This is a genomic window from Pseudobacillus badius (genome assembly GCF_002189605.1).
GTDB lineage: Bacteria > Bacillota > Bacilli > Bacillales > Domibacillaceae > Pseudobacillus > Pseudobacillus badius.
Genome location: NZ_MWMM01000010.1, coordinates 40,345 through 65,523, shown reverse-complemented (window position 1 = coordinate 65,523; position 25,179 = coordinate 40,345). Strand labels below are relative to the sequence as shown.

Annotated in this window: 21 protein-coding genes; 18 read left to right on the top strand and 3 right to left on the bottom strand. The window is 45.9% G+C overall.

Translation table 11 applies throughout. The features are described 5' to 3' along the window. Positions 1-108: 108 nt before the first annotated feature. Positions 109-261, top strand: a complete 153-nt coding sequence (gene sinI / locus B1A98_RS20215) for a DNA-binding anti-repressor SinI (protein ID WP_231560092.1) — start codon at positions 109-111, stop codon at positions 259-261. Here the strand turns inward: sinI and B1A98_RS14865 are convergent. Together B1A98_RS14865 and B1A98_RS14860 are read right to left on the bottom strand one after the other, a co-directional pair. Then, the gene (locus B1A98_RS14865; RefSeq protein ID WP_063383982.1) at positions 251-961 is read right to left on the bottom strand and encodes a response regulator transcription factor; all 711 of its coding nucleotides are present in this window, start codon (positions 959-961) and stop codon (positions 251-253) included. The genes sinI and B1A98_RS14865 overlap by 11 nt on opposite strands. Before the next feature lie 249 nt (positions 962-1,210). Further along, positions 1,211-1,450, bottom strand: a complete 240-nt coding sequence (locus B1A98_RS14860; RefSeq protein ID WP_041098896.1) for a helix-turn-helix domain-containing protein — start codon at positions 1,448-1,450, stop codon at positions 1,211-1,213. Positions 1,451-1,682: 232 nt separating this feature from the next. Between B1A98_RS14860 and B1A98_RS14855 the strand changes: the two genes are divergently transcribed. Genes B1A98_RS14855 through B1A98_RS14810 form a run of 10 tightly spaced genes read left to right on the top strand, consistent with a single transcriptional unit; the run spans position 1,683 to position 12,742 of the window. Continuing rightward, complete coding sequence (locus B1A98_RS14855; protein ID WP_041098425.1) at positions 1,683-2,606, top strand: NAD-dependent epimerase/dehydratase family protein; 924 nt, start codon at positions 1,683-1,685, stop codon at positions 2,604-2,606. An 11-nt stretch (positions 2,607-2,617) separates the two neighbouring features. Continuing rightward, on the top strand, positions 2,618-3,382 hold the full coding sequence (locus B1A98_RS14850; protein WP_041098427.1) for a YveK family protein: 765 nt from the start codon (positions 2,618-2,620) through the stop codon (positions 3,380-3,382). After that, entirely contained in the window at positions 3,339-3,953 is a 615-nt protein-coding gene (locus B1A98_RS14845) for a CpsD/CapB family tyrosine-protein kinase (protein WP_063383981.1), read from the top strand. Before B1A98_RS14850 ends, B1A98_RS14845 begins: the two co-directional genes overlap by 44 nt. A 20-nt stretch (positions 3,954-3,973) precedes the next feature. Further along, the gene (locus B1A98_RS14840) at positions 3,974-5,422 is read left to right on the top strand and encodes an oligosaccharide flippase family protein (protein WP_041098431.1); all 1,449 of its coding nucleotides are present in this window, start codon (positions 3,974-3,976) and stop codon (positions 5,420-5,422) included. Beyond that, positions 5,406-6,659, top strand: a complete 1,254-nt coding sequence (locus tag B1A98_RS14835; protein WP_063383980.1) for an O-antigen ligase family protein — start codon at positions 5,406-5,408, stop codon at positions 6,657-6,659. The genes B1A98_RS14840 and B1A98_RS14835 overlap by 17 nt, the downstream gene beginning before the upstream one ends. Continuing rightward, a complete protein-coding gene (locus tag B1A98_RS14830; RefSeq protein WP_041114249.1) occupies positions 6,656-7,708 on the top strand; it encodes a glycosyltransferase family 4 protein in 1,053 nt (350 codons plus the stop codon). Before B1A98_RS14835 ends, B1A98_RS14830 begins: the two co-directional genes overlap by 4 nt. A gap of 60 nt (positions 7,709-7,768) precedes the next feature. Beyond that, positions 7,769-9,157, top strand: a complete 1,389-nt coding sequence (locus B1A98_RS14825) for a sugar transferase (protein ID WP_063383979.1) — start codon at positions 7,769-7,771, stop codon at positions 9,155-9,157. A gap of 11 nt (positions 9,158-9,168) precedes the next feature. Beyond that, entirely contained in the window at positions 9,169-10,389 is a 1,221-nt protein-coding gene (locus B1A98_RS14820) for a glycosyltransferase family 4 protein (RefSeq protein WP_063383978.1), read from the top strand. Then, complete coding sequence (locus B1A98_RS14815; protein ID WP_041114247.1) at positions 10,389-11,765, top strand: sugar phosphate nucleotidyltransferase; 1,377 nt, start codon at positions 10,389-10,391, stop codon at positions 11,763-11,765. The genes B1A98_RS14820 and B1A98_RS14815 overlap by 1 nt, the downstream gene beginning before the upstream one ends. Then, positions 11,765-12,742, top strand: a complete 978-nt coding sequence (locus tag B1A98_RS14810) for a hypothetical protein (protein WP_052477372.1) — start codon at positions 11,765-11,767, stop codon at positions 12,740-12,742. Before B1A98_RS14815 ends, B1A98_RS14810 begins: the two co-directional genes overlap by 1 nt. A gap of 209 nt (positions 12,743-12,951) precedes the next feature. On the opposite strand, the gene B1A98_RS14805 is transcribed toward B1A98_RS14810, so the two are convergent. Continuing rightward, positions 12,952-13,278, bottom strand: a complete 327-nt coding sequence (locus B1A98_RS14805) for a helix-turn-helix domain-containing protein (protein ID WP_041114246.1) — start codon at positions 13,276-13,278, stop codon at positions 12,952-12,954. Between the two features lie 149 nt (positions 13,279-13,427). Between B1A98_RS14805 and B1A98_RS14800 the strand changes: the two genes are divergently transcribed. From B1A98_RS14800 to pyc, 7 genes are all read left to right on the top strand, one after another. After that, positions 13,428-15,185 (top strand): phospho-sugar mutase, encoded by a 1,758-nt coding sequence (locus B1A98_RS14800; RefSeq protein WP_041114245.1) that lies wholly within the window; start codon positions 13,428-13,430, stop codon positions 15,183-15,185. A 396-nt stretch (positions 15,186-15,581) separates the two neighbouring features. Next, positions 15,582-16,301 carry a FadR/GntR family transcriptional regulator gene (locus B1A98_RS14790; RefSeq protein ID WP_041098445.1) on the top strand — a complete coding sequence of 240 codons (720 nt, stop codon included), beginning with the start codon at positions 15,582-15,584 and terminating at the stop codon, positions 16,299-16,301. Between the two features lie 181 nt (positions 16,302-16,482). Next, positions 16,483-18,267 carry an L-lactate permease gene (locus tag B1A98_RS14785; RefSeq protein ID WP_041114243.1) on the top strand — a complete coding sequence of 595 codons (1,785 nt, stop codon included), beginning with the start codon at positions 16,483-16,485 and terminating at the stop codon, positions 18,265-18,267. Positions 18,268-18,435: 168 nt separating this feature from the next. Next, on the top strand, positions 18,436-19,152 hold the full coding sequence (locus B1A98_RS14780; RefSeq protein WP_041098449.1) for a (Fe-S)-binding protein: 717 nt from the start codon (positions 18,436-18,438) through the stop codon (positions 19,150-19,152). A 17-nt stretch (positions 19,153-19,169) separates the two neighbouring features. Continuing rightward, positions 19,170-20,597, top strand: coding sequence for a LutB/LldF family L-lactate oxidation iron-sulfur protein (locus tag B1A98_RS14775; protein ID WP_041098451.1), 1,428 nt, complete (start codon positions 19,170-19,172; stop codon positions 20,595-20,597). Further along, positions 20,597-21,313: a LutC/YkgG family protein gene (locus B1A98_RS14770; RefSeq protein ID WP_041114267.1), complete on the top strand. Its 717-nt coding sequence runs from the start codon at positions 20,597-20,599 to the stop codon at positions 21,311-21,313. Before B1A98_RS14775 ends, B1A98_RS14770 begins: the two co-directional genes overlap by 1 nt. Before the next feature lie 379 nt (positions 21,314-21,692). After that, entirely contained in the window at positions 21,693-25,151 is a 3,459-nt protein-coding gene (gene pyc, locus B1A98_RS14765) for a pyruvate carboxylase (protein ID WP_162301618.1), read from the top strand. Positions 25,152-25,179 lie beyond the last annotated feature (28 nt).

Here is a 25,179-nt window from a genome sequence, read left to right as displayed (position 1 = left end):
GTTTACTCCCCTCTTTACTTAAAGAAAGCTTTAGTCGAACTTTAACTAAACTTTAACTTTTCCCTCTATAATTTAGTTGTGTTGTAAAATAATGGGGCGGAGGTAAATATGAAAAAAATTTGCAGAGGCATAGGGCAAATGGAATCAGCGAAACCGTTAGAAGACTGGCTGCAGCTGCTTATGGAGGCAAAAAAGTTAGGGCTCACAACAGAGGAGGTTCGCTGCTTTCTCAAACAAGATCTGAAAGCTGTTAAAGACTAAATTTGTAGCCTAGTCCTCTGACGGTCAGTATCCAAGCCGGCTTGGCCGGGTTTTCCTCAATCTTTTTGCGCAGGTTACTGATATGAACCATCACCGTTCGATAATCGCCAAGACTCTGTTCTCCCCATACACGGTCGAAAATTTCTTCCAGGCTGAATACCCGATTCGGATGATCCGCCAACAAGCACAGCAATAAAAATTCTTTTGTCGACAAGGCAAGAGGAACTCCTTTCTTTTTGACGACACAGTTTTCCTTCTCGATAACAATGTCTCCAAAATGGATGATCGTTTGCTCTGAAGGAGCGGCTAGTGATTCGTTCTGACTAGATAATTCACGGTAACGCCGTAAATGTGCTTTGACTTTAGCGATTAAAATGCCAGGACGAAACGGTTTGATCATATAGTCATCTCCGCCAATTCGATGGCCAAGAATTTGATCGACATCATTTTCCCTGCCGCTCAAAAAAAGAATTGGAACCTTCGTGATCCGGCGTAAATGCTGGCATACTTCAAAGCCGTCTATATCGGGCAGACCAACATCCAATATAATAAGGTGGGGATTCTTGTTTTTGACCAATGTAATGGCAGTTTGTCCATCATGCGCAAATAAGAGATGAAATCCTTCTTTTTTCAAATAAATCTTTTGAATTTCTTGTATGTCTTCATCATCATCAACAATTAAGATCGTTTCAGCAGCCATCTCCTCTCTCCTTTCCTCATAAGAGTATTTTCAGAATAAAAAGTTTACTCTTTTACTATTATACAAACAATTGGAAGATAAGTCCTTATTTTCGCCTAAGCGGATGAACCTACGGGCTTTTTGCTTGAAACAAACAGAGAACAGCGGCAGGCTTCATCGTTTCTTAATTAAAGGGTGTGCTGCTCCGTATGAAAGATTGAGCCTGCTTATGATTGAGAGCGGAACCAAGTAACGTCTTCTTTTCCGGAATTACTTGCTGTACTCATCTGTATTGAAGGAGTTGGGTTCAAATGACAGCGGATGAATCAAAGCATCTATAGGGACTCCGAGAGCAAGTGCGATTTTAGAAAGCGTGCGCAGCGAGGGATTACTGCCAGCTTTTCTTTCTAAAGTTGATAGATAGGATTTAGAGATCGAAGCTTCTTTGGCCAATCTTGTCAGAGAATAACCTTTTTGTTCGCGTAATTGTTTAATGCGCTGTCCCACCATAGCACCAGGCTCCTTTTGCGTATTTTGTTCATTATAACGCACTTTGTTCGTTTTAAGGCACAAATAAAATATATTATTCTTTATAAAGAACAAAAAGAGACGAAAGACCTATTATTAATACGGGGGATGCATGGTATAATCTCTCTAAATTGTTCTTTTTAAAGAACGATATACAAGCAAATAGAACCTTCACACGTACGTATAAACAGGTTTGATTTAGGAGGAGGAAAAAATGCGCGTATTAATTACAGGGGGAGCTGGGTTTATCGGTTCGCATATTACAGAGGAATTGCTTTTGCAAAATCATCAAGTAGCTGTAGTGGATAATCTTTCGTCGGGAAAGAAAAGCCAGGTGCCATTGGAAGCCAGCTTCTACCAAAAGGATATTAGACAAAAAGACCTGGGTGAAGTGTTTGATGAGTTCCGGCCAGATTATGTGATTCACCTGGCTGCGCAAGTGTCTGTATCTAAGTCGATCCAACAGCCTTTTCATGATTGTGAAGAAAACATCTTAGCAACGATTAATGTGCTTGAATCTTGTGTCAAGCATCACGTGAAAAAGCTGGTGTTTGCTTCTACGGCTGCTTTATATGGAGACCCTCAATATTTGCCTATTGATGAGCAGCATGGCATGAACCCTACCTCTTTTTATGGGCTATCCAAAAAAATTGCAGAATCCTATATTAAGATGTTTGCTGAATATCATGGACTCACATACACCATTTTGCGTTATGCCAACGTATACGGAATGAGGCAGGACGCTTACGGGGAAGCCGGTGTCATCGCTATTTTCATTGAGCAGCTATTGTCCAGCCAGCCGCTTCACATTTTTGGAGACGGGGCACAAACAAGAGATTTTGTGTTTGTTAAGGATGTGGCGAAAGCGAATGTAGCAGCATTAACGAGGGGAGAAAATGAAACCATCAATATTAGTACGGGCCAGCAAACCTCTCTCTTAACTATTATAAATGAACTGCGGATGATTACTAGCGAAGAGGTATCACCTGCTTTTGGCCATGAGCGGCGAGGGGACATCAGACATAGCTGTTTGTCCAATGCCAAAGCAAAAGAGCTCCTGGATTGGGTTCCGGCTTATTCGCTTGCAGAGGGGCTGAGAGCAACGATTCACTACTATCAACAAAAAGCGGTTGTCTAGGGGAGGCCGTTATGCAAAGAGATATGACCATAAAAGATTTCTTGCAATTAATGAGGAAACGGGCCCTTTTAGTGAGCATGACAGCCATGTTGGCGGTCATCATTACGGCTGTTGCCAACTTGTATATTATGAAACCGATGTATGAAGCCAGCGAATATTTATTGATAGGCAACTTGCAACACACCAATATGGAAGCCTCCTATGAAGAAACGCAAAAAATTCCACAGATGCTGGCTTCTTCAGTAGATTTTATCAAAAGTCCAATTGTTTTGGATGCTGTAGAAGAAAAGCTTGATTTAAAAGCAAGCTCCTTGAAGGAGAAGTTATTCATTGAAAATAACAAAGATTCCCAGATCATTACGATCACGATTAAAGCCCAAGACCAAAAGCTGGCCAAAAAAATTGCCAAGACAACAGCTATGATTTCAATTGAAAAAATGAATGCGCTTCTTAAATTTAATCAAGTGAAAATCCTGGAAAAACATAATGGAATCAATGAAAAGAACAATATGGGGGCGGTCCTGGTTATTGCTCTTATGGCGGGGATCGGATTCGGCATAGCCCTCGCTGTCATTTGTGAGCAGCTGGATGATTCCATCAAAAGGGAGCATGTGGCGGAAGAATTGCTTGGAGCAGCCGTTTTAGGAACGTTTAATCGCAAAGCGGAGCTTCTCCCTAACCGGCAGGAGCAGCGTTTCCAACGAGGGCGTACCGAAGAAAGGAGGGAGCCTCATGCGAATGAAAAACAAGTGGATAAAGCGACTTCGCTCTCCTGAAAGGTGGGGCCATACAGAGCAAATCCGAATGATTCGAACGAATATTTATCACATGATGGACGATCGGCGCCCCATTGTGCTGATTACCTCTCCAAAGGAAAATAAATGGCAGCCATTCTTTTCTGCCAAACTGGCCAGCTCCTTTGCCGAAGCTGGAAAAAAGGTTCTGCTTGTTGACATGGACTTCCGCCACCCGATGCTCCATCAGCTGCTTCGCCTTCATCTTCCGGCAGGCCTCAGCAATATGCTGAGGGGCGAAGAGGGAACGGTTTATAAAGGGTTTATCGAAAATCTTTATATACTGCCCGCTGGTTCGGTTTCTGTCTGTCTTGAAGATATGGAGGAGATGGAACAATGGCTGCTGGAATGGCAGGATCGCTACGATCTCATTCTTTTACACGCCCCTTCCTTCTTAGAAACGGCCGATGCGCAAATTCTTGCTGCTACTTGCAGGAACATTATTCTGATGATTCAGGAAAATAAGACAACGAAACAAGATCTTTTGGATGTAAAGAAAACACTTGAAAGGATAAACAGCACGATTGTGGGAGCTGTTTATCAAACGAGTTAGCGCTGTGCGGGTGATTGCAGGTGAGTAGTCAAAGGAAGAATTCCATTAGCAAAAATGCCTTTCATTTATTTTACAGCACGGTTTTTTCGAGCGGGCTAAATGCCATCACACTGGTGATTTTAGCCAATTACCTTGATTCCCGCAGCTATGGCCTGTTCAGTGTCGCGTTAGCTTATGCGCTGATTATGGGGTATCTTACCGATGCCGGCATCAATGTCGTTGTGCTTCGTGAAGGGGCAAAAGCAGGGGCTCATCTGCCGGCTATTATGTCTTCCTTTGTGAAAGTAAGACTTGTGTTATTAATCATTACCTTTATCGGCGGCTTTTGCCTTGTTCAATGGCTTTATGAGGGCCAGCCGGAGTTAATGGAAACGATCTATTATTTAATGTTTCCCATGGTGACAGGGCTGGCTTTACAAAGCATCAGCATCACTTATTTTCAGTTAATTGAAGAGATGCACTATCTGGGGATCATTCGCATTTGTTCAGCCGTCTTTCTAATTGCGGCGGTGTTCATTGGCCTGCTTTTTTCTCTGTCTCCTCTGTTTATTTGCCTGCTTTATGGCAGTGCTTACTTGCTTGCCGGGGGGATCGGCTTCTATTTAGCGGCAAAGCGGACGGCTATCCGGCTGCGCAGTTCCTTTCATAAAGGGCTGCTGAAGAATCTTCTCTCTTTTACGGTTAGCGGTTTGCTAATAGTTGTCCTTCCTCAACTCGGGCCGATCGTACTGGAAAAAACGCTGACATTCAAACAGGTGGGGTTTTTTGCGGTGGCTTACCGTATCCCTTCAGCTTTGTATCAAGTGCCGGGGGTGCTCGCAGGCGCTTTTTACCCGGCGTTGTTCAAAAGCTATCACAACCACGGGCTTGCAGGGCATTTGCGGTTGAATATTCTGCAGCTGAAGCTGATGGCATTAGCCGGAATGGCGATGACCGTTCCTCTGTATTATCTCCCTGACATGATCATTCGTTCGCTCTTTGGTTCAGAATGGCTATTCGCTTCCGGTGCTTTGCAAATATTATCTTTTCTGCTGGTGCTGCAAAGCGTAAATGTCGCGTTAGCTGATGGGTTGACCACAAAAGATTTACAGTCCCGCCGAACGGCTGTTCAAGCGCTTGCGCTTATTGGAGGAATCGGTTTTTATATTGGCTTTAGCCGCCAGTACGGAGTAGAGGGAGCTGCTTTTGCAGGAATTGCTGTGGAGATCGTATCGCTTGCGGGTCTTTGGCTGTTCAACCCGTCCAGAAAGACGCTGGCTGTTAAGGGGTTGCTTCCTTATCTCGTTTGCTTTTTTTTCTTATTCGCTGTTCTGGCTCATTTCTTCTCCGGCTCGCCGATAGTGGCTGCCAGCCTTCACCTGCTGTGTCTGTTGATCATGGCAGCAGTTGATCCAGACGTCATCGGCCGGCTAATGAATCGGACCAAACAGCCAGCAGTCCGGGAGGGAAAAGATGAAACTTTCTACTGAACTGACGCACAGGGAGCATGGCCGCACCTTATTATTTCTGCTGTGCTTCTTCCTATTAAGTAAATATCACCTGTACATCGGCTTTGCGCTAAAACCTTATATGATTTTTTTATGTGTGTTTTTGCTGTTCCATCTTTCTGCTTTTTCTTTTCAAAAAATGTATGCCTTTGAACTGGTCCTGCTTTGCTTTTATGCATTTTACGGATTTACCGGGGCTTTCTCGCTTTACCCCCTGGCCAGCCTGCGTCTAATGTTAGGAATCATCTTATTGGTGGGCTGTTATTTGATTGTAAAGTTCATTTTGAGCACCTGCTCCATCCAGGCGATACAAGCGGCGATTGCGAGAGCAGGGTTATTGTTCAATGCAGTGAGTCTCCTGCTGTATACCGTCGGTTTGAAGAGCGTTGGGTTTCATGGAGAAGAAATGGCTGCCAGCTACGGCGTGCTGTTAGACAGGGGGTATCCGCGGCTAATCGGTTTATTGGAAGATCCGAATTTATATGTCTTTTACAATACGCTCTTTTTTGCTTACTTTTTAACGCACATGAAAAGCTGGAGCCATAAAGCTGGCTTTGCCCTGTGTCTGTTAACGACGATCTTAACTTTTTCAAGAGGCGGCATACTGGCTATGCTTCTTATGATCTTGCTCTATATGGCAATCAGCCATTCCGTGAAAAGCTGGCGGCTACTGCTCGCGATGGGAGTTACTTTGTCAGTCATCAGCTATCTGGCTGCAGCAGCCATGAAGATCCCTATTGGGAAGCTGCTTGAGAGCAGAATGGAGGATTTTTCAAGTGATGGCGGGAGCGGACGCTTTGAGCTGTGGGGGCGTGCGTGGGAGTATTTTCTTGATCATCCAGTGATGGGCATAGGCGCAGATAACTTTATCGAATATAACACGGCTTATTATGGAAAAAGCTTATACACCCATAATACGCTGCTGCAAATTTTATCAGAATCCGGCTTTCTGGGCTTCTCCTTATATGCCGCGTTCCTTTTGCTGGTTTTCAAGCAGCTCTTGAGCCGGTGCCTGGCCAAGAAGCATCTTTATTTGCTTTTAACGTTTATGGCTTTCTTGCTGCAGATGCTGTCTTTATCGCTCATCATTAATGAATTGTTTCTCCTCTATTTAGCGATCGTATCGGTTATCTTGCAGAAAGAAAAAACGAGCCGGCTTTCCGGCAAAGAAAAGCTGGCGAACCATCCATTAGTCACCAAAGGGGTGCCTGCACAATGAATATATTATTAATGACGGATAAACTGACGACAGGCGGAGCCGAGCATTATTTTTGCAAATTAGAAAATGAATTAAATCATCCTGAGCTTGTTTTTTACACAGCAGCCAGCGGCGGGGAGCTTTATAAAAATATTTATCACAAGAACCGGTTTATGCCGATGTCCCGCAGGAATCATGCGGCTAACCTTTCGATGATCAAACGGAAGGTGATGGAACATGATATTGACGTGATTCATGCAAACAGCTTAAGAATGGTGTTGTATGCTGCCTGGGTCCAGAAATTGATCCGTAAGCAACTGAAAATTATTTATACGAAGCATAATGTGACGATGATGGAAAAAAAGCTGCGCCCGGCTTTTGTGCGGCTGTTAAACAGCTCTGTCATGAAGGTAATCACAGTGAGCGGCTATGAAGAAAAAAATCTCATCCGGCTCGGTGTTCACCCTGATAAAGTAACCACCATTTACAACGGCGTTGATTTAAAACAATTTGCCTATCGCCAAAAGGAAAGCGAGGGCGTCTGCAAGGTCGGTATTCTAGCGAGGTTGTCTCCGGAGAAGAATCACGAATTATTTCTGGAGATTGCTAAGCAGTTAAAAGCCGAGAGCGGCCTCCGGTTTTATATCGGCGGAGACGGACCGCAATATCAAAAAATTCGCCAGCAGATTGAAGCGCTGCAGCTTACTCATTGTGTTGAAATGATAGGGGCGGTAGCCGCTCCTGAACGTTTTATTCAAGAGATGGATATTCTTCTTCTGACCTCTCACCGGGAAGTATTTCCAATGGTCATTCTGGAGGCGATGGCTGTTGGCACCCCTGTTATTTCAATAGATACCGGCGGAATTAAAGAGGCCATTATCAGCGATGAGGTTGGCTGCTTGATACCGGACTATTCAGCTGAACGTTTTTGCCGGCAAATTTTGGCCTGGAAGGAAAATGAACGATGGAGACATAAAGTGGCAGATTGTGCCTATGATCGGGTGACCAAAAGCTTTTCTTTAGAAAAGATGGTCCATCTCACTATGAATGAATACTTGGACACACATTAGCGGGAGATTTATTGCGCGTTTGTTCTTTATTAAGAACAAACAGTGAGGAGAGGATGGAAAATGAGTAGGAATAGCGAGCAACGTGCGGGTCAATTATTCCTTTTCTTAGTAGATATGGTTTGCATTCATCTAGGGTATGTAACAGCTTATTGGCTGCTGAATGGAGAGAGCCTTCCCTCCTATGCCACTTACATAGAGTTAGGGGTTTCAGCGGCAGTGTGCGTCGTTTTGTATCTATTCGGCTTGTACACCAGCTGGCAAAGAAGGAGTTTTCAGCAGCTAGCCGGTACGATCGTTGTTTCACTTGGGGCAGCCGCTGTTTGTATAAGTGCCGCGGTTAGTTTTTTCTCTGTCACGTTTTTTTCATTGCCGCTCATTATCGTCGCCTTTATCGGCCACATGATTTTACTGCTCTCCAGCCGCTTTGTGATGTGGCAAGGGCTGAGGCTCCTTTATGGCAGGAAAAAGGTATTGATTATTGCAGAAGATGAATCGAGCAGCTTGGCTTTGGCAGATAAGCTTCTTTCCTGCTCTGGCAGGTGGTTTGCCATTGGCGGATGGCTGCCTTGGAAAGATGAGCGCCAGCTAAAGGAGGGTTTGCAGGCAACGGACGCTGTACTTATTAGTCCATCCATCAATGAACAGCAAAAAAGGGAGATTGTTCGCTTATGCATAAAGCTTGAAAAAGAGATGCTGGTCGTGCCTCAGTTGTTTGAAATAACTATTGGCCGATCCGTCCATCAGCAAGTGGATGATACGTTGGTGCTGTCGATTCCTCCTTTTAAAATGAGCCGATGCCAGCGCGCAGTGAAAAGATTGTTTGATTTAGTCGCATCCCTCGTGATTGCCGCTGCGGCCAGCCCTTTTATTATTGGTCTTATGGTGTTTATACCGCTCACTTCCAAAGGGCCTGCTCTCTTTAAACAAGAGCGGATCGGGAGAGAGGGGAAGCCGTATCAAATTTATAAGTTCCGAAGCATGGTGCAGCATGCTGAACAGCAGACAGGACCGGTCATGGCCACAGAGTTTGATCCGCGCATCACTTTTCTTGGCCGCTGGATCCGGGCCACACGCTTAGATGAATTGCCGCAATTGTACAACGTTATAAAAGGAGACATGAGCTTGGTCGGGCCAAGGCCTGAAAGGAAATTTTTCATTGATCAGTTTCAGCAGCAGTTGCCTGACTATTCTTATCGGATGGCTGTCAAGCCGGGAGTAACAGGTCTTGCACAAGTCATGGCCAAGTATTCAACGAGTGCAGAGGATAAATGGCGATTTGATTTGATGTACATTCGCCATTACTCATTTACAGCGGATATAAAAATTTTGCTGCAAACCGTCCTGGTCATGCTTCAAAGAAAACAGGCGAACGGAATACAAAAGAACAATCATCAAAAAGAACAACAGCTATTGCAGCTGCTGAGACAAGATGAGGCTGCCGGCCAATAAGGGGGATTTGCATGGATATTCTATTCATCACTCACAGAAGACCGAAAATTCCAGGAAAAGGGGATCAAGTGAGAGCTTTTCAGCAAATGGTCAGCTTGTTGAAAAGGGGACACCGTGTTCACTGCTTGTTCCAAGAAAAGAATGAAGCTTATTGCTATTCGCTTTCGTCTGCAAAGGGAGACATGGAAGAGCAATATCGGTTGAAAGGAAACGATGGCTATTTGCCGCTCCTGAAAAGTTTTTTCTTAAAGGGCTACCCGTTAAGTGTATCTTTGCATTCTTTTCCGGCTTTAACATCCTTGCTGCAGCAGCTTCTCAGCTGCACTGATTACGATGTGATCCATATTCAGTCAAAGCTGGTTCATAACTTTACAACGGTTCAACCGCCGCGTTCAACGGTCGTCATTGATTATATTGATGCGATCAGCCTTCACTTGGAAAGGCGATACAAGCGGGTGAAAAACCCGATTGAAAAGCTTGCCGTTAAGGGAGAGCTCGTCAGAATGAAAAAGTATGAGGCTTTTTTGAAAAACCAAGAGGCCAAGGCGATTATTACATCCCCTGCTGATAAAGAGTTTCTTCATTTCGGAAGAGCCAGCCAAGCGGATGTCGTGCCAAATTATATTGATTTGTCTTATTTCCATTTGAATCCGCTGATAAAAAGCAAAAAGACAGCGCTGGTGTTCACTGGCACTATGAGCTATGCACCTAATGTGGATGCCGCTGTAAGGCTGGTGAAAGATATTTACCAGCCTCTAAAAAAGAAGTTGCCGGATTTAGAATGCTGGATCGTTGGGACGAATCCGTCATCAGCTGTAAAGAGGCTTAGCAACATAAGCGGCGTGACGGTGACTGGATTTGTAGAAGACATTAGAGAGTGGCAATGGAGAGCTGCGGTTTATGTTTGCCCGCTGCGGTTTGGAGCTGGCCAGCAAAATAAAATACTGGAAGCTGCGGCGCTCGGCTGCCCGATTGTGATGAGCCGCATAACCAATCTGGGCATCGGCTTTGCCGATCAAGAAGAAGCGATGATCTGTGAACAGGACCAGGAGTTTATCGCACAAACTGAAAAGCTGTTAGCAGATCAGCATTTAAGAGAAGCTTTGGGCGGAGGGGCGAGACAGTTTGTGGCGGCGCGCTTTTCAGAAGAAAAAGTAGCCAATCAGCTAATAGCTGCCTACGCAGATAGCGTTTATCAGTTGAAAAATAAAGAAGTGGAGGCCTGCAAATAATGGAGCTTATCTTATTATCCGGCGGATCGGGAAAACGTCTCTGGCCCTTATCCAATGATGCCAGATCCAAACAGTTCTTAAAAGTGCTAGCTAATGAGCATGGGGAGATGGAGTCTATGCTTCAGCGGGTATGGAAGCAGCTTGACCGTGCTGGCTTGCAGCAGTCAACAACCATCGCTGCAAGCACAGCTCAAGTAGACATGATTCAAAGCCAAATTGGCTGGCCTGCGCCCCTGATTATCGAGCCTGAGAGAAGAGATACTTTTGCAGCGATTGCTCTTGCGGCGGTTTATTTATACTGCATCAAAGGAGTCGGCTTGCAGGAGGTGATCGGCATCCTTCCAGTCGATCCCTTTGTGGAAGACCGTTTTTTCCAAAGAGTCAGAGACCTGGAAGGCGCATTGATTGCTTCACAGGCGGAATTAGCGTTGATCGGCATAGAGCCGACCATCCCGTCGTCTAAATACGGGTACATCGTTCCAGCTGCTGAAAACAGCCAACAGGATTATCTAACGGCCGGCCGCTTTAAAGAAAAGCCATCCGAATCGGAGGCTGCTTGTTTAATAAAGGAAGGTGCTCTATGGAATGCAGGTGTGTTTGCCTTTAAGCTGGAGTACATCCTGTCCTTGCTTGAAAGCAGAGGACTGCCCATTCATTATGAGGAACTGCAGAAGCACTATTCCCGCCTGCCAAGCCATTCTTTTGATTATGAAGTGGTAGAAAAAGCGGAAAAGATCGTGGCGATTCCATACAGCGGAAGCTGGAAAGACCTCGGCACGTGGAACACATTGACAGAAGAAATGGGAGCAGCACAAATTGGAGACGGTCTCGTCAGCAGCGATTCCAGCAATACTCACCTCGTGAATGAATTGGGCATTCCAGTGACTGTGATCGGAGCGAACGATTTGATTATAGCAGCAAGTCCGGACGGTATTCTTGTCGCAGACAAAAAAGCAAGCCCGCGAATAAAAACGATGATGGAAGGGATCGAGCGGCGGCCGATGTATGAAGAGCGGCGCTGGGGCTGGTATCGAGTGCTCGATTATACAAAATTGGGAGATGGAACGGAAGTGCTGACGAAACGGATTGGCATAAAAGCCACAAAAAATTTGAGCTACCAAACACATGGATGCCGCAGCGAAGCTTGGACAATTATTAAGGGAGAAGGCGAGTTTGCTTTGAACGGCTGTATATACTCCGTCAAAGCAGGAGATATTCTTCATATTCCGACAGGGGCAGAACACGGAATTAAAGCCGTATCTGAGTTAGAAATAATCGAAGTGCAGTCCGGCACAAAACTTGTAGAAGAAGATATTCACCGCATCTACACAAATTGGAATGATGTGGTTCAAGCCTGCAATAAAGTTGTGAGCTAATGCAAAGCAGGAAGCCAAAGTGCTATATAAGCGGACTGCTTCTCGCTTTGTTCATCGGCGCTTTTATTTCATATATGGCCTTTCAAACAAAAGGTTTTTCCGAGCGGCCGGCCGAGCTGTCACAAACAGGCGAGGTAGCGGTAGAGGATTTTTTAGATGATACTCAAGGAGCAGACAGAGATGATGCCAAGGCCATACAACGGGCGATTGACTTTTGCGCTGCGCATAAGAAAGAAAAAGTAACGCTGCAGGCGAGCAAAACATACAGGGTTCAATCTGGTTTTACAGTAAAAGAAGGAGTCAAACTTGAATTTGGGCAACAGGCTGTTTTAGCCGTTAGAGGGAATGCCCAGGTGATGAAGGTAGAAAAAGATGCGGCCGTTATAAACGGAACGATTCAAATTACGGACCCTTCGTTTCAATCCGAGGTGATCGCTTTAGAGGGAACCGACCGCTTCGACGCAGCAAATAAAACCCGTCTGGAGAATATGACCATTATAAATAAGAGCGGAAGCCACAAAGGGATCGGTCTCTCTCTTTATGCAAAAGGGCCGTGGCACAATATCAGCTTTGTCAACTTTACTAATATCACGGTTATCGGCTTTGAAACAGGCATTCAATTAAAGGCGGAAGATCCCGGCGGAGGGACTTACAGCTGGGTCAACGCCAACCGTTTTGACAATGTTGCTCTGGAGGACTGTGTGCTCGGTATTCGTTTAATCGGTTCTATCAGCATTCCTAATGAATGTTCGGGGAATTTCTTTACAGGGCTGCAAATACAGCTGACGGAGAATACGAAGCGGCTGCTGGAGGCAGATGGCTCATATAACCGGTTTGAAGGCATGGCATGGGACCAGCAAAGAGTTCAGCATCAGCAGCCGCTGATCGTTTTTACATCACAAACAGAGAAAAATAAAGCAGAGATCAACATCGACTCCCAATATATTCACGATAAGGGAACACGCAATGAATACTAAGAGGACCAGTCCCGCAAAAATAAGGAACCTGGCTCATACAAAGCAGCTTTTGCTGAGGTATAAATGTAAATTTATCAAGAAGAAAAGAGGAGGATAGGCGGGGATCAGTCCATTCAGAGACATTAAATTATGGAAGCCCTCCTGTTTATGGCTGATACAAACATGAAGCTGGAACAGGCATACGTCCAAAGCGGCAGCCGAATGCCAAGTTATTCCCTGGACTTCTGCCATTTATGAAATTCAAGAAATTCTTTAAATTGTTCTGGGGTAACGCCGGATTCCATGGCTTCTTTGGCGAGCTCAAGCCATTCGGTGTCCAGCTTTTCCGTCTGGGCATTTTCTTCGCCAATTAATTGTTGAACACTGACGCCTAATACAGCAGATATTTTATTAAGAAATTGAATGGAGGGATTTAATTGCAGCTGCCGTTCAACTGAAGAAATATATGATTTGGCTACTCCTGCGCGATTAGCCAGCTCAGTCAACGATAATCCCTTCTTTATTCTCATTTCACGAATGCGCTCTCCTATCGACATCATGACCACCCTTAGAACAGACTCAATTTAACGTTTTTATTTTAACATGGAGGCTGCAAAAATACAAAGCGTTGGCGCCAAAGGAAGCCGGATCAAGAAATCGCAAGCAAGATCAGTCAGTGAATCATTATTCGTTAAGGAGGAAGAGTATGCGCTGGAGAAACAAGGCTGATAGGTGGTTAGCCTTTGAGGAGTTGGAGGACACCTTAAAGGAACAGCTGCGGGCCATTGAAAAAGACGAACAGCTGCTGGAGGATCATTTTTACAAAGATCTTCAATTTGGAACGGGCGGCATGCGCGGAGAGATGGGGCCAGGCACCAATCGCATAAATATTTATACGGTTCGAAGAGCGGCGCAAGGGCTGGCTCGATATATGGAGGATCAGGGAAGAAAAGCAATGAAACGCGGGGTAGTGATTGCTTTCGATTCTCGTCACCTGTCTTCACAGTTTGCCTTGGAGGCGGCAAAAACGCTGGGGAAGTGCGGCATTCAAGTTTATCTCTTTGATGAGCTGTGCCCAACCCCTGTGCTGTCCTTTGCTGTAAGGCATTTGCATGCGTATGCTGGGGTGATGATCACTGCCAGCCACAATCCTCCCGAATATAATGGGTTGAAACTATACGGAGAAGACGGCGGCCAGCTTCCTCCGCTAGCAGCTGGTATTCTCACGGAATATATTCAGAGAAGCGGCAATGAATTGCTGATTGAAACGGAGGAGGCGCAGCAGCTGTTGAAGCAGGGACGGCTCATTTATATAGGAGAAGAAATCAATCAAGCTTACATTCATGTGTTAAAGACGATTCAGCTTCAGCAGCAGAACAATAAAGACTTGGCGATTGTTTTCACTCCCTTGCATGGTACAGGAAATAAGCTGATTCAGAGAGGATTAACAGCCTTTGGGTTTGAAAAGGTAACTGTCGTCAAAGAGCAGGAAGCCGCTGATCCGGACTTTTCCACTGTCCAGTCGCCTAACCCTGAAGAGCATGAGGCGTTTAAGCTGGCCATCCGTTATGGAGGAAAAGCAGGCGCAGATTTGTTAATAGCAACGGACCCGGATGCGGATCGGCTTGGATTAGCCGTTCGCAATCATCAAAATGAGTACGTGGTGCTCACCGGCAATCAGACAGGCGCCTTAATGTTGCATTACTTGCTTGAAAAAAAGAAGCAGCAAGGCACGTTGTCCAGTAATGGCGTTCTCATTAAAACGATTGTGACGTCTGAGCTGGGCCGGGCGATAGCTGATCATTATGGCGTCACGACGATCGATACGCTGACGGGCTTTAAGTTCATTGGGGAGAGGATTAAGCAGCTAGAGCAAGCGGGCAAGCAAACATTCTTATTTGGATATGAAGAGAGCTACGGGTATTTAGCCGATGCGTTTGTTCGTGATAAAGATGCCATACAATCAGCCTTGCTGGCAGCGGAAATGGCTGCTTATTATAAGAAGCAGGGACAATCCTTATATGATCAATTGCTCGTCCTTTTTGAGACATACGGATTTTATCAAGAATCCACCTATTCCTTATCCATAAAGGGTCGGGACGGGGAAGAAAGCATGCTGGCGCTGTTCAATACGCTCCGCTCTGCTCCGCCTAAATGGCTTAACGAGGTGCAGGTAACAGAAATGGAAGACTATGCGTCAGGGCAGCGGCTCTATTTATCTACAGGAGATAGAACGCCTATCCATTTGCCAAAAGCGAATGTGCTGAAATTCAAATTAGCGGACGGCTCATGGGTATGCATCCGTCCTTCCGGTACAGAGCCGAAAGTGAAATTTTATTTTGCAGTAAAGGAAGCAACGTGGAGCACCAGCCAAAAAAAACTGGCTCGTTTAGAAAAAAAAGTCCTGGAAATGGTCGGTGAAAGGAACATACTGTCAGCGCTAAAGCAAATAGAACATGCCTAAAGCGGCTTATATAGTGGGTGAATGTCCGTTCCATTATCCACGAGCAAACTAAAAAAGGCTGCAGACAAACTCCTATTTTCATTGAGTTTGTCTGCAGTTTGGACCACGCGTTCGCACGCGTGGTTTTTATTTGGCTCGCAGATTTGTGTATAGGGATTGAAATAAATGGTATTTCTTTAGCGTGTGAGGCAGCGATTGCGGGCCAGTGTCTGTACGGGATCGGGCAGCCTGGAAAGGAGGTTCGCCATTTAGATAAAAGGATTGACGGTCCCCAGATAGGCTCTATAATTAAGATGGAGATTGGAACAGTTTGACAAACGTTCATGTATTGTATGTTATGGTTAGCTTAACAACAATTTCGTGGCATCGTACATATATAGATTGAGGTGACTGTGAGTGGATTACAAACGAATTAGGCCGCGCAAAATATATGAAGAAGTAGCTGAGGCCATTTTGAGCATGATTAAATCCGGCCAGTTAAAGCCTGGGGATAAGCTGGACTCCGTTCAGCAGATTGCCGAGAGCTTTCAAGTGGGCCGTTCAGCAGTTCGGGAAGCGTTAAGTGCATTAAGAGCTATGGGGCTAATCGAAATGCATCAGGGGGAGGGGACATACGTCCGCGCCTTCGATTCTAAGATGCTGTCTTTGCCCGTGCATACAGCGCTCTTAATGAAAAAAGAGGATGTAAAAAACCTTCTGGAAGTCCGCCGCATATTGGAAATGGGGGCCGTTGAAGCTGCAGCTTCAAGATGGACGGACGATCAGCTGGACGAAATCAAGGAAGCGTTAGACCAGATGAAAGGCGCCAATGACGAGGAACTGGGCGAAGAGGCAGATTTTCTCTTTCATATGGCGATCGCTAAAGCGTCTCAAAACGACTTGCTAATCAGTTTGATGAACAATGTGTCCGAAATGATGGTCACTACAATGAGAGAAACGCGCCGGCTGTGGCTTTATTCTAAGAAATCCACGCTCGAGCGTCTGACTCAGGAGCACTCCAGCATTTACGAAGCTATAGCGAATAGGGATGAAGCGGAAGCGCGGCGTTTGATGCTGGATCATCTTCAGAGCGTAGAAGAAGTATTAATGAAATATTTTCATGAGATAGAAGCATAAACAGAGGGGAGGTCTAATCGTTTTTGAACGATTAGGCCATTTTTATTAAATATTTAGAAAATAAATATTGTTTTATGAAAGCGTTTTAATTATACTGATTAGTGTAATAAGGTCATCTGATGACCTGCTAATCAGAGTTAATGAGATAAGAGGAATTTTTGTTACAGAGGGGGAAAAGAAATTGAGTATCCGTCTATTGGCTTTAATAGCTACCTTGCCTATCGTTTCTGTATTTTTATTTTTAGTCATATTGAGATGGCCAGCCAAACGAGCCATGCCTGTATCACTCGCGGTTACCATTCTAGTCGCTATGTTTATATGGAAGGTACCTGGAAATCAGGTGGCGGCTGCCAGTTTCAAAGGCATTGTCACAGCCCTTGAAGTGGGAGTCATCGTTTTTGGCGCTCTCCTTTTATTGAATACACTGAAAGAAAGCGGAGCCATTTTTACGATCCGCAAAGGGTTTACTAGTATTTCTCCAGACCGCCGTGTGCAGACGATTATTGTATGCTGGTTATTCGGGTCGTTTCTTGAGGGGGCAGCCGGTTGGGGAGCTCCCGCTACCATCGTCGGACCGCTGCTCGTTGCGCTGGGCTTTCCGGCTATGGGAGCGGTTATGGTCGCTCTCATTTTGCAGTCCACGCCAGTTTCTTATGGAGCCGTAGGAACGCCGATTTTGGTAGGTGTGAATACAGGACTGAAGGATTCGCCCCTTGTTCAAAGCTATGTAGCCGAACAAGGAACGACTATCGAAGCGTATATTAATGGAATTGGGGGACAAGTTGCTCTCATCCATGGAATCATCGGCATCTTTATCCCATTGTTTATGGTGACCATGCTGACCTATTTCTTCGGCAAAAACAAATCGATTGTAGAAGGCTTGGCCATTTGGAAATTTGCCATCTTTGCCGGCTTGGCTTTTACAGTACCGTACGCTCTGGTGGCTAACCTGCTTGGACCGGAATTTCCGTCTTTGCTCGGCGGTTTAATCGGCTTGGCCATTGTTGTTCCCGCTGCGAAAAAAGGATGGTTTATTCCTGAGAAAACATGGGATTTTGCAGAAGCATCGAAGTGGGACCCGGCGTGGACCGGCTCACTTCAGGTGGATCATTCTGAGGAGCCGAAGAAAAACATTTCTTTTATGGCGGCTTGGCTTCCTTACTTGTTAGTCGCTGTTTTGCTGATTGTCACTCGTGTTGCCTATTTGCCGTTTGCCGGCTGGATTCAGTCGCAGGTGATCCGGTTTGAAAATGTCTTCGGCACGTTGATCACTGTTGAATCCAAACCGCTCAATATTCCGGGAGTGATTTTCATCCTTGTTTCGCTGTTATCCATCTTTATTTTTAAGATGAATATGAAAGAGTATGGACGCGCAGTGAAAAATTCTTTCAAAACAGTTGTCAGCGCAATGGCAGCTTTAGTGTTTGCTGTTCCTATGGTGCAAGTGTTTATCAATTCAGGTGTGAATGCGGCAGATTATGCCGGCATGCCCCTTGCCATGGCCGAGGGAATTTCCAATATATTTGGCAGCTCCTGGCCATTGGTGGCACCCACGATCGGAGCTATTGGCGCCTTTGCAGCAGGAAGCAATACCGTCAGCAACATGATGTTTTCTCTTTTCCAATTTGGCGTAGCAGATAATATTCTTGCAAACCCGGCGACCATTGTGGCTTTACAGGCGGTCGGCGGCGCGGCTGGAAATATGATTTGCGTGCATAATGTAGTCGCTGCTTCTTCGTCTGCAGGGCTGATTGGCAAAGAAGGAAATTTGATCAGAAAGACGCTGATCCCGATGACCTTCTACGTTGTTTTTGCCGGAAGCATCGGATATGTCGCCATTTATGGGCTGGGGTTGAATATCGGCACAGTGATACTGGCTGCTATAGCATGCTTCCTTATAGCTGTTATCGCCAAGGGGCAAATGCAAAATAAATTAGATACAAAACAGTTAAAGAAAATAGTTTGACCCGACATCAGCGGGCTCCTGTACAGGAGCTTGCTTTATTTCTTTAAAGTCATCTGATGACCTGTTGACTAGAAGAAAGGAAAGATTTACACTAGAACTAATAATGTCCGAAAGAGTCCAAATGGTTGGTCTATTCTGATTCTTTTCGGGGAAGAGAAGGTGAAGCTTATGAAAGTATCGCTGTTTGTAACCTGTTTAATAGATATTTTCCAAACAGATGTAGGAATGGACACAGTAGAATTGCTTGAAAGACTGGGGTGCGAGGTCGAGTTTCCGGAAAAGCAAACGTGCTGCGGACAGCCGGCATATAATAGCGGATATGTAGATAAAGCAAAGGATTCAATGAAACATATGATTCGCGTGTTTGAGCAGGCGGATTATGTGGTCACGCCTTCAGGTTCATGCGCAACGATGTTGAAAGAATATCCGCACATTTTAAAAGATGAGACTGAGTGGGAGGCGCGCGCTCAAGCGCTCGCCAACAAAACATATGAGCTGACCCAGTTTATTGTAGAGGTTCTGGGAATAGAAGATGTCGGGGCAAAGCTGAAGGGCACAGCGACTTACCATACGTCATGCCATATGACGAGATTGTTGGGTGTAAAGGAAGCGCCGCTGAAATTATTAAGCCATGTAGAGGGGCTGGAAATGAAGCCGCTTCCACATAATTATAATTGCTGCGGGTTTGGCGGAACGTTTTCCGTGAAAATGACTCCGATCTCTGAACAAATGGTAGATGAAAAGGTTCAAAGTGTAGAAGAGGCAGGAGCGGACATTTTAATTGGAGCGGATTGCGGCTGTTTGATGAATATAGGCGGCCGGATTGACCGGAAAGGGAAGCCGATCAAAGTCATGCATATTGCTTCGGTATTAAACAGCAGATAGGAAGGGAGGAACAGTAGATGGCTATGAAGATCGGTGACAAGCCGTTTAAGGAGCGCGTATCGGATGGAATTAATGACGCTTTTATGCGCGGAGCTGTTGCTTCGGCCCAGGGCCGTTTCCGAAGCGGCCGGTTAAATGCCGCTGAAGAGTTGGGGAATTGGGAGGAATGGCGCAAGCTTGGTGAAGAAATCCGTTCTCATACAATTGAGAACCTGGACTACTACCTTGAGCTTTTAAGCGAGAATGTCATCAAGCGCGGCGGCCATGTTTTTTTCGCCAAAACGGCAGAGGAAGCCAATGAATATATTACTAAAGTAGTAAAAGAGAAAAACGGCAAAAAAGTCGTGAAATCAAAGTCTATGGTGACAGAAGAAATCAATATGAATGAGGCGCTTGAGCGGGCGGGATGCGAAGTGATCGAAAGCGACCTGGGAGAATGGATTTTGCAAGTCGATGACCATGATCCTCCATCGCACATTGTGACGCCGGCCCTTCATAAAAATAAAGAGCAAATTCGCGATGTTTTCAAGGAAAAGCTGGGGTACGACAAAACTGAAAAACCGGAGGAATTGGCTTTATTTGCCAGGGAAAAGCTGAGAGAGGAATTTTTGCAGGCCGATATCGGGATTACCGGCTGTAATTTTGCTATCGCCGAGTCCGGAACGATTTCGCTTGTAACGAACGAAGGAAACGCCCGAATGGTAACGACGATTCCGAAAACGCAAATTACAGTGATGGGAATGGAGCGGATTGTGCCGACATGGGAAGAAATGGAGGTTCTTGTCAGTTTGCTTACCCGGGCAGCGGTAGGACAAAAGCTGACCAGTTACATTACCGCATTAACTGGGCCAAGACAAGAAGGGGAGGCAGACGGACCGGAAGAATTTCATCTTGTGATCGTCGATAATGGGCGCTCCAACATACTAGGCACGGCTTTTCAATCCATTCTTCACTGCATTCGCTGCGCCGCGTGTATCAACGTCTGCCCGGTCTATCGCCACGTTGGCGGCCATTCCTACGGATCGATTTATCCAGGACCTGTTGGTGCCGTGCTAACGCCGCTTCTTGGCGGATATGACGAATATAAGGAACTGCCGTACGCTTCGACTTTATGTGCAGCTTGCACCGAAGCATGTCCTGTAAAAATACCTTTGCATGAACATTTGCTTCGCCATCGCCAGGAGATTGTTGAAAAAGAAGGGAAGGCTCCTGTGTTTGAAAACCTCTCGATGAAGGCTTTCAGTTTAGGCACAGCCTCGCCCGCTATGTATAATATCGGATCGAAGCTTGCACCGACAGCACTTGGCTTCTTTTCTGCCGACGATAAAATTTCTAAAGGTCCTGGACCATTAAAGAATTGGACAGATATTCGCGATTTTCCGGCGCCTAAGAAAAACCGGTTTAGAGATCTGTATAAAAAGAGACAGAAAGGGGGAGAAGAATGATGGCAGCGGGCCAAATGCATAATCGTGATTCTTTTTTAAATGATCTGGCAAAAAGCTTCGGGAGAGAGCGGCGCCGCCAAGTGAAAAAGCCGGAATGGACGTATCGCCCTCAGTGGGACGTGCTGAAGGGAGCCTCACAGGATGAGCTGGCAGAGGCATTAAAAAAGCAATGCTCCCTCATTCATACGGATGTGTACGAAACGGCTGCTTCAGAGCTTGGCGGGCTCGTGAAAGATTTAGTGCAGCAGTATGGCGGCCAATCTGTAGTTATGTGGGACGACCCGCGCATGGACGAATTCGGACTGTCCAGCCTTCCGGACGAGTTAACTAAGGAACAGGTGGCTGTGCATATCTGGGACAGCGGGAAAAGGGAAGAAAATCTTTCCTTTTCCTCAACTGCCGATATCGGCATTACTTTCAGTGATGCGGCCTTGGCTGAATCAGGGACGGTTGTTTTATACAACGGCAAAGAAAAAGGCCGCGCTGTTAGTCTGCTTCCGGCTATTTACTTTGCCATTATTCCTAAAAGCGTCATTGTGCCAAGGATGACCCAGGTAGCTAAGCAGCTGCATTTAAAAATAGAGGCAGGCGAGCTTGTTCCTTCCTGTGTTAATTTTATTTCCGGTCCAAGCAACAGTGCCGACATTGAAATGAATTTAATTGTGGGCGTTCATGGACCTGTGAAGGCGGCCTATATTCTCGTGGATGACAAATAAAAAGCTGGTCTAATCAGTCTCTGAAATCAAAGCAGGCGGAGACTCTCACGGAAAGCGTCCGCCGGAACGAACATCCGCCTGCTTTGGAGAAGAGAAAGGGAACGGACCTAAAAGGTATTTTCATCGCCTTTTGGGTCAAACTCCAGCCTTTAAGCAATTATCTGATGACCTGATGAATAGGTGTGTTTTGCAAGTAAGAAAAGGGCGGGATGGGCTCCTTAGTTACATGAGAAGTAAGAAAAGCGAAAGTTTGTCCAGATTTAACAGAAGATTGCGTATAGATAGACTATTTTCGGAGAGCTATGCAACAAAGGATGACAGTCAAAAGAGCTATCATTTAAACTATTGAATCAGCGTGCTGACATGGGGGGAAATCAAGGTGAAAAATAATAAACACACCATTCATAAAGTATTGGTGGCTAACCGCGGGGAAATTGCCATTCGCGTGTTTCGTGCTTGTACAGAGCTTCATATTCGGACAGTAGCGGTTTACTCGAAAGAAGATTCCGGCTCCTATCATCGTTACAAGGCAGATGAGGCCTATTTAATCGGAAAGGGAAAGAAGCCGATCGATGCTTATCTTGATATTGAAGATATTATTCGAGTAGCCAAGCGGGCGGAAGTAGATGCCATTCATCCAGGATATGGTTTTTTATCAGAAAACATTGACTTTGCCAGAAGGTGTGAAGAAGAGGGCATTCTCTTTATTGGCCCGAATTCTCGGCATTTAGATATGTTTGGCGATAAGGTAAAGGCAAGGGAGCAAGCGATGAAGGCGAATATCCCTGTCATTCCCGGTACAAACGGACCGGTATCCAGTCTGGAAGAGGTGGCAGCTTTCGGAAAGCAGCACGGTTTTCCAATTATCATCAAGGCCGCTCTCGGCGGCGGCGGCCGCGGCATGCGGATCGTGAACAGTCTGGGGGAAGTAAGGGAGGCCTATGAACGGGCGAAGTCAGAGGCGAAAGCAGCCTTTGGAAGCGATGAAGTATATGTGGAAAAATTTGTTCAAAATCCTAAGCATATTGAAGTACAGATTCTTGGAGACAGGGAAGGCAACCTTGTTCACTTGTATGAACGGGATTGTTCCGTGCAGCGCCGTCATCAGAAAGTAGTAGAAGTAGCGCCAAGTGTGTCTGTGTCTGAGAGATTAAGAGAGAAGATTTGTGAAGCAGCCGTTCAATTAATGAGAAATGTAGATTATATCAATGCGGGAACAGTTGAATTCCTCGTTTCAGGAGAGGCGTTTTACTTTATTGAGGTCAACCCGCGTGTGCAAGTGGAACATACCATTACTGAGATGGTTACGGGTATTGATATTGTCCAGTCGCAGATTTTAATTGCAGAAGGCCATTCTTTACATAGCGAGAGGATAGGCATTCCTAAGCAGCCGGATATTTCCGTTCACGGCTATGCCATTCAATCGCGCGTGACAACAGAGGACCCGTTAAATGACTTTATGCCGGATACAGGAAAGATTATGGCTTACCGCTCAGGCGGCGGTTTTGGCGTCCGTCTGGATGCGGGAAACAGCTTCCAGGGAGCGGTCATTACCCCTCATTATGATTCTCTTCTCGTAAAGGTATCGACACATGCGATGACGTTTGAGCAGGCGGCTTCTAAAATGCTGCGGAATCTAAGGGAGTTTCGGATTCGGGGAATCAAGACGAACATTCCGTTTTTAGAAAATGTCATGCAGCATGAAAAGTTTCTTACGGGAAATTACGATACCTCATTTATTGACACTACACCGGAGCTATTCCTTTTTCCGGAGCGAAAAGACCGTGGGACGAAAATGCTGAATTATATCGGCAATGTGACGATTAATGGCTTTCCCGGAATCGAAAAAAAGAAAAAGCCGCTTTTTGACCGCCCATTCCTCCCTGAAGCGCAGGCATCAGCAGCCGTTTCTTCAGGAACCAAACAAATTTTAGAAGAACGAGGGGCAGAAGGGGTGGCTGAATGGGTCAAGTCGCGAAAAGAAGTCTTGCTGACGGACACGACTTTCCGTGATGCTCATCAATCCTTGCTTGCCACCCGCGTGCGGACTTATGATTTAACACGCATAGCCAAGCAGACGGCAAGGCTGCTGCCGGAGCTTTTCTCTGTAGAGATGTGGGGAGGAGCGACGTTTGATGTGTCTTATCGTTTCCTGAAAGAAGATCCTTGGAAGCGATTAGCCGCATTAAGAGCGGACATGCCGAATGTGCTGTTTCAAATGCTTCTGCGGGCATCTAATGCTGTCGGATACAAAAACTATCCGGACAACGTTATTTATGAATTTGTGCAGCAGTCTGCCGAAGCCGGCATTGATGTTTTCCGCATATTTGACAGCTTGAACTGGATAAGAGGAATGGAAACAGCGATTGACGCTGTCCGCCAAACGGGAAAAATCGCGGAGGCGGCTATCTGCTATACAGGGGATATCGAGGATCCGTCCCGTGCCAAATACAATATGCACTATTATAAAGACATGGCGAAGGAGCTGCAGAATCAGGGCGCCCATATTCTTTGTATCAAAGATATGGCCGGTCTGCTAAAGCCCCAGGCTGCTTACCGCTTCATTGCCGAACTGAAAGAGACGGTGGATCTTCCGATTCATCTTCATACGCATGATACGAGCGGCAACGGCATTTACACGTATGCCAAAGCAATCGAAGCCGGCGTGGACATTGTGGATGTCGCCGTCAGCTCGATGGCCGGCATGACATCGCAGCCTAGTGCCGATACGCTGTGCTATGCGCTCGCCGGAACAGAGCATGAACCAGCTGTGTCTGTCGATGATTTCCATAAGCTATCAAAATATTGGGAAGGTGTCAGACACTATTACCAGGACTTTGAAAGCGGAATGAATGCGCCGCATCCGGAAGTGTATCAGCATGAAATGCCAGGCGGCCAGTACAGCAACCTGCAGCAGCAGGCCAAAGCGGTAGGACTTGGTGAACGCTGGGAAGAAGTCAAAGAGATGTACAGCCGGGTTAATCTGCTCTTCGGCGACATCGTTAAGGTCACACCCTCCTCTAAAGTCGTCGGCGATATGGCTCTCTTTATGGTCCAAAACGATTTAACAGAAGAAGAAGTATTGGCGAAAGGGGAAAAATTAGACTTTCCTGATTCTGTGATCGAGTTATTTGAAGGCTATTTGGGACAGCCGGCAGGAGGGTTTCCGGAAGAGCTGCAGAAAGTGATTCTCAAAGACAGGCAGCCTATTACTGTCCGTCCTGGTGAATTGCTGGATGACGTCGATTTTCAGGCGCTCCGGGAAGAGCTTTCCGAGGAGCTCGGCCGCCCAGCAGCCGATTGGACCGCTCAAGATGTTATCGCTTATGCGCTGTATCCGAAAGTATTTCTTGATTACGCCAAAACAGTTGACCAATTCGGCGATATCTCAGTGCTTGATACCCCGACGTTCCTGTATGGAATGAGATTGGGCGAGGAGATCGAAATTGAAATTGAAACAGGAAAAACATTAATTGTGAAGCTGTTGTCTATCGGGGAAGTACAGACGGATGGCACACGGACGGTTTACTTTGAACTGAACGGACAGCCGCGTGAAGTGATAATTAAAGATGAAAGCGTAAAGTCGTCAATTGCTTCTAAAATCAAAGCAGATCCAAGAAATGAAACCCATATTGCGGCAAGCATGCCGGGAACGGTTCTGAAGATACTTGCAGAAAAAGGCGAAAAAGTCGCCCAGGGCGATCACTTAATGATTACGGAAGCCATGAAAATGGAGACTACCGTCCAGGCACCGTTTGCCGGCACGGTAAAGAACATCTATGTGAGCAATGGAGAAGCTATTTCAGCGGGCGATTTATTGATTGAATTAGAAAAATAAGGAGCGGTGTTTACTCAAGCCATCAGCT